Origin of the sequence: Fibrobacter sp. HC4 (assembly GCF_023373925.1) — a bacterium.
Classification (GTDB): Bacteria; Fibrobacterota; Fibrobacteria; order Fibrobacterales; family Fibrobacteraceae; genus Fibrobacter.
The window spans coordinates 1-5,831 of sequence record NZ_JALCZV010000035.1; the positions used below are offsets into that span (position 1 = coordinate 1).

6 protein-coding genes are annotated in these 5,831 nt (G+C 45.0%); 2 read left to right on the forward strand and 4 right to left on the reverse strand.

The annotated features are described in order from the left end of the window. Window positions 1-105 precede the first annotated feature (105 nt). The 3 genes from MMG03_RS15325 to MMG03_RS15335 are packed head-to-tail and all read right to left on the reverse strand — an operon-like array spanning window position 106 to window position 2,376. On the reverse strand, window positions 106-609 hold the full coding sequence (locus MMG03_RS15325) for a hypothetical protein (protein ID WP_249506675.1): 504 nt from the start codon (window positions 607-609) through the stop codon (window positions 106-108). 23 nt (window positions 610-632) lie between these two features. Continuing rightward, a complete protein-coding gene (locus MMG03_RS15330) occupies window positions 633-1,934 on the reverse strand; it encodes a hypothetical protein (protein WP_212668372.1) in 1,302 nt (433 codons plus the stop codon). Next, window positions 1,915-2,376 carry a hypothetical protein gene (locus tag MMG03_RS15335; RefSeq protein WP_073286162.1) on the reverse strand — a complete coding sequence of 154 codons (462 nt, stop codon included), beginning with the start codon at window positions 2,374-2,376 and terminating at the stop codon, window positions 1,915-1,917. Before MMG03_RS15335 ends, MMG03_RS15330 begins: the two co-directional genes overlap by 20 nt. A 415-nt stretch (window positions 2,377-2,791) precedes the next feature. Between MMG03_RS15335 and MMG03_RS15340 the strand changes: the two genes are divergently transcribed. Both MMG03_RS15340 and MMG03_RS15345 read left to right on the forward strand, forming a co-directional pair. Next, window positions 2,792-3,046 (forward strand): hypothetical protein, encoded by a 255-nt coding sequence (locus MMG03_RS15340; protein WP_139259205.1) that lies wholly within the window; start codon window positions 2,792-2,794, stop codon window positions 3,044-3,046. A gap of 42 nt (window positions 3,047-3,088) precedes the next feature. Continuing rightward, the gene (locus tag MMG03_RS15345; RefSeq protein ID WP_073286167.1) at window positions 3,089-3,496 is read left to right on the forward strand and encodes a putative toxin-antitoxin system toxin component, PIN family; all 408 of its coding nucleotides are present in this window, start codon (window positions 3,089-3,091) and stop codon (window positions 3,494-3,496) included. A gap of 83 nt (window positions 3,497-3,579) precedes the next feature. Here the strand turns inward: MMG03_RS15345 and thrS are convergent, their stop codons facing one another. Continuing rightward, entirely contained in the window at window positions 3,580-5,517 is a 1,938-nt protein-coding gene (gene thrS / locus MMG03_RS15350; protein ID WP_249506676.1) for a threonine--tRNA ligase, read from the reverse strand. Window positions 5,518-5,831 lie beyond the last annotated feature (314 nt).

Below are 5,831 nucleotides of genomic sequence, written 5' to 3' on the forward strand. Positions count from 1 at the left end.
ACAGCCGTTGACATTGAAGATGGATTTGTATAATTTTGACATGGGCTTTTTCTTCTGTTTTTTTTGGCGATTAAATTTTAGAAAATAGCCCATTTTTTGTTTAATTTAGGCGAATGTCAACAAAAAAGGGTGGCGAAGCCACCCACACATGTTGATGAAGAGCCAGTATTCTTTGGCCTTTTTTGCCTTTTCATTACTATGAGGAATCCATATGTCTGCAATAATGACTGCATGTTTGGAATATCCTTTGGTTTCCTCATCAATATTAATATTCTTCCAGTTGTTTCTTATTCTTTTCAAATCAGATTCAACGGAATCAATTTTGTTTTTGCTGTTTATTCTTTTCGCTTCAACTAGATAAAGTTTTTTCGCTTTTCTACTTATAATTAGAGAATCAAAGTGTTCTTTCTTATTGGACTTACTATTTTCTATCGGAACTTCTTGCCATATAACTAAATCTTTTTCAGCGGCTATATTGTAGAAACAGCTGCAAAAATTAAAAGTTAGATTTCGTTCTGTAAACCCGGTAGAACCAAACGATGGATAGTAGTTATCCAATATTTTTTCATATCGTTCTACAGTCTTATTTATTACTTTGTCTAAATTCATTTTTTACTCCTTGATAATTACCATTAATAGCCTTCTGTGCAGTCAATTTTTTCTGTTCCGACCCGACCATCAGTACACTTGAAATATCCGACAAGCTCTCCCTTGCGGAATTTTCCTGATCCGGCTAACTTTCCATTCTCGAAATAGACCTTGGAAACTCCGTCCATTACGCCATCTTTGTAAGTGTTTGTTCTATACAGTTTTCCTGATGAGTAATAACCTTTTTCTATTCCGCTAACCTTACCGTACTTAAAAGGCGTTTCCCAATTAAGGACTCCGTTTTCATAGTATTGCTTTTCAATGCCCTCCTGCATATCATTTTTATAAGGCGTTTCAAAAAGCAATGAGCCACGTTGATAGAACTGTTTACCAAGACCGTCCCTTTTCCCTTTTATGAGCGGTAATGTATATTTAAGTTCCCCGGAGTCGTAAAATCCCTTTTCCACGCCAACTTTCACAGCATTCGTTCCATATTTATGTGTATATGGCGTAATTGCTTTTAGGTTTCCAGATTCATAGAACCAATTTTCTTGTAAGGAACTGTCACTTGTAGGCGATGGATAAATCATCCGAGAACGAACTGATCCGTCGTCGTAAAATCTCTTGAGAGAATCCAATTCCCATGCAATCCTTCTCTGTACATTTATTTCACGGGTCTCGGTTTTTCCGTCTACTTGTCTGCGAACCTGCACGGTGGCGACAGAACCGATTTCGCCCATCAGCAACCTATAAACCTCACTAAAGGCCCCCTGCGCCTTCTTTCCGTCTATGGACAGGAGTATGTCGTCATAACATAGTTTGTCTGCTTCATGTTTACATTCTTCTGGATGTATAAACCACTTGTCGTTCCATCCGCTTAACGCTCCGTCAGCTTTCTCTAAAGATTTTACTTTCCAAAAGTTTCCGTCTTTTTCGATATCGCTGGCCAAAAGGCCGTAGTTACGCGCAGAACGATATTCGTAGCGAGGAATCACGTAATTGCAATTTTTAAAGATCCGTGAATATTCCACATCGGCTCGATAATAAGAAACTCGTTGAAAAGTGCAGTTGTCTGGACTGGGAGGATATTCTAGTCTTACAATTCCGTTTAGTTCTTCGTTGGAGCATTCTGCCACGATGGCAAGATGTTCTCCCCAATAAACTTTCAAATATTTAGCGTTTTCGGGAATATTCGTCTCCTCATCAGAAACTGTGATTCCGTTACAGACATAGACTCCTTCGCTCTCTTCTTGAACATTTTGGCATATCGTGCCAAATACAGCTCCAGACATTCCAAAAATCAACAAAGTAATTTTCGAAATGGATTTATTTAGAAAGCAACTCACAATCATCTCCTTTTATGGTTGAAAAACTTCCGATATTGAACGTGTTGCATTTTATTTTAACCTTTTCACTCTTTTGTAAAGAACGTAATTTGTCTGTATTATCAAGAGAAAATGCCCCCTCGACATAACAGCTAAACGGTTTTGAATCAGAGCTACGAAGAGTCACCAATAAATGATGACTTTGACTAGTCCAAAAATTAGATTCAACTTCTTCGACAGATTTTAGTTCTCCAAGTACAATCATTTTCTGACCTGATATTTTTTCTTTTAAGGCTAATTCATTGTTGTCAAGTTCATCGCATAAGGTCTCTACCGAATATTTTAAAATTTGTTCAGGTTCTATACTTTGATGAACCCACTGATATAGTTCATCTTGAATGGAATCCGCAGAGGATATTCCAAACAGAAGAAAAAGCGTCATTTTTAATGCTCTAAAGCCCATTTGCGTGTTAGCCTTTTTTTGAAAATTTTTAGTCCTTTAGGGCAACCTCAAGCGGACTTGCGGCGACAATCAGCGCATAAAAAAAGGCGTGGTGTCGTTGGATCCGAAGCAGAGGCCCTAGACAAAGCCTGTTCATGAATCTACAAACGACCCACGCCCCAGTGGGGGCGTGAGCATCTGCATCTTATTCTCATGAACTAAAAGAAATTGTCTAGGTTTCTGCGTCAAGAACAAGAGCGTTGCTCTACTAAAATGTTATTTCGTTTTCTATGTGCTTATAAAAACTCCATTTATTATGTTTTTAAATATATATAAAATCATAAAGTTCAGTTTCTTTCATTGGCTGCAGAACCGTTCTTATTTTGCAATTTCCATTGAAAACTGTCGAAATACTGTAGCTGAATAGCCCTTTTAATTGAAAAAAGATGGTGAAAAAGGGCTTTTTATGGTGTTTCAAATCAATCAGCGGGGGGACATTGTTGGCGTTTTTGAAGAAAAAATGTATTTTAAGGGCGAGGATTTTTATGGAAGATCTTGTTTTGACAATTCCAACCCAGGATTTGGGTATCATGGAGACGCTAGCGAATCGCATGGGCTGGACCGTGCGGTCAAAGCGGAGCATTGTCCAGAAATTCGTCGATTCATGTCCCAAGACTCCGATGATGACTGATGAAGAAATCGCCGCTGAAGTCAACGCGGTCCGTTACGGGAAATGAAGGTCCTGTTCGACACAAATTTGTGGATATCATTCATGATAGGCAAGCGGCTTGCTTCGCTTGCCGATGTTTTATGCCGTAATGATGTTCAGGTTTATATGAGCGAGCTGTTGCTAGATGAAATTCAAACTGTGATAGCTCGTCCGAAATTTAACGTTATTATTTCTCAAGAATCTCGGCAAGCGTTTGTTGATATGGTAGATAATGTTTGTCATTGGACTCCAATCACAATACAAGCTGAATCACCTATTAGGGACATTAAGGATCTCTTTATATTGTCAATGGCAGAAAGCGTTCCTGTTGATTTCATTATAAGTGGCGACAAGGATTTGACGGAACTAGAAAGCCATGCTGGAATACCAATTCTTTCGTATTCGGAGTTTTTGAATAAATTAGGTTTATAAATGAAAAACGCAGGCTCGGGGAGTCTGCGTTTCAAATTTAAAAAGCGATGCCGGAACGGTGTCCGGCATGACATATTGGACGATTAGCGAACAACCTTGCGATCGTCAGCTGTCATTGCGAGGAACTCAGCGACGGTCATAGCGCCCTTATCGCCTTCCTTACGCTTGTTGACGGAAACCTTGCCTTCGGCCATTTCCTTTTCGCCAACGATGATCTTGTACGGAACCTTCTGGAGTTCGCACTGACGGAACTTGTAACCAAGCTTCTCGTTGCTTTCGTCGATGTCGCAGCGGACGCCGGCGTTAACGAGTTCACGTTCCACCTTGTGGGCGTATTCAGCGAACTTTTCGGAGATGGGGAGGACGCGTGCCTGGACCGGAGCGAGCCACAGCGGGAAGTCGCCCATGAATTCTTCGATAAGAATGCCCAGGAAGCGTTCGATGGAACCGACAGCTGCGCGGTGAAGCATAACGGGGATGTGCTTCTGGTTGTCCTTACCGACATATTCAGCACCGAGACGCTGGGGCAGGTTGAAGTCCACCTGGATGGTACCGCACTGCCAATCACGGCCGAGGGAATCCTTCAGGGTGAATTCAAGCTTCGGGCCATAGAAGGCGCCTTCGCCCGGGTTCAAGATGTAGTCGAGGCCAGCAAGCTTGGTGGCTTCTTCAAGAGCGGCTTCAGCCTTGTCCCAAAGTTCGTCGGAGCCTACGCGGCGTTCCGGACGGGTAGAGAACTTCACCACGATGGAATCGAAACCGAAGTCGTGGTAGATTTCCTTCACCAGGGCGCAGAAGTCTGCCACTTCGGAAGCGATCTGTTCTTCGGTACAGAAGATGTGAGCGTCATCCTGAACGAAGCCGCGGACACGCATCAAACCGTGCATGGTGCCGGCGGGTTCGTAACGGTGGCACTTGCCGAATTCAGCAAGACGCATGGGGAGATCACGCCAACTGCGGAGGCCAGTGTTGAAGATCTGAATGTGGCAGGGGCAGTTCATGGGCTTCACGGCCATTTCAACGTCGCCAGCCATGGTCTTGAACATGTTTTCGTTGTACTTGTCGGCGTGGCCGGACTTGATCCACAAAGTCTTGTTCACGATTTCCGGAGTAATCACTTCCAGGTAACCGCGACGGTCGATCTTGCCACGGATGTAGTCCTTGAGGGCGTTCACCATCTTGGTGCCGTTTGGGTGCCAGAACACCATGCCAGGAGAATGGTCTTCGATGTGGTAGAGATCCATTTCCTTACCGATGCGGCGGTGATCGCGCTTTTCAGCTTCTTCAAGGAACTTCAAATAGGTTTCCAGGCCTTCCTTGTCGGCAAAGCAAGTGCCATAAACTCGGGTCAGCTGGTCGCTGTTCTGGTCGCCGTGCCAGTATGCACCTGCGAGGGAGAGCAGCTTGAAGGACTTCAGCTTGCCAGTGCTGGGAACATGAGGACCTGCACAGAGGTCTTCCCAGTTCTTGCCCGGTTCGCCGTTGGCATAGAAACTCAGGGTGCCGTCGGCGCCTTCGCGAGCCAGAGCGCGTTCGGCGTTGTCGGTCTTGTACTTGTCGCCAGCGGTACGCTTCAGGCCTTCTTCACCGGAAACAACCACGCGAGTGAACGGGCGGTCTTCCTTGATGATTTCTTTCATGCGCTTTTCGATCTTTTCGAAATCAGACTGCTGAAGCGGAGTGGGTGTCATCAAATCGTAGTAGAAACCCTTTTCGACTGCGGGACCGTAAGCCAGCTTGGTGCCGGGGAACAGGTCGCAGATGGCTTCTGCCATCACATGGCTGCAGGAGTGGCGGAGCAGCATCAAGCAATCCGGATCGTCATTGTTCGGAGTGATGATCTTGAAAGCGCCATCTTCGGTCAGGGGGCGGGAGAGGTCCAGGACCTTGTCGCCCAGCTTTACGCCGAGAGCCTTGCGTGCGAGGCCTTCAGAAATGCTCTTTGCTACTTCGAGGCCGGTGGTGCCAGATTCAACGGTACGTACGCTGCCATCGGGCATGGTGAGGTTGATTTGAGACATAATATTTTCCTTTTTGGGCAGTTCTTGCCCGGTTCCGCAGAAATACGACATCTGACGGTGCGGCCAAACATAGAATTTGAAGAGCGTCGTGGCAAACGGCTTTTGGGCGTTGCCGCGGCATCAGCCCGCGGCCGGGCTGTCGCGTTATCGGCTCGCAAGGCTCGCCGTCCGTTCAGCCTCGCTTTGCGAGTCCGAATGGCTTCGCCACTTCCATCCCTAACGCGTTATGGTAATATAAACCTTGCTTTGTGTAATGGTTTGTATTATATTTTGATAAAATTGCTTCGGCTCGGAAATACCCAAATGTGAACATT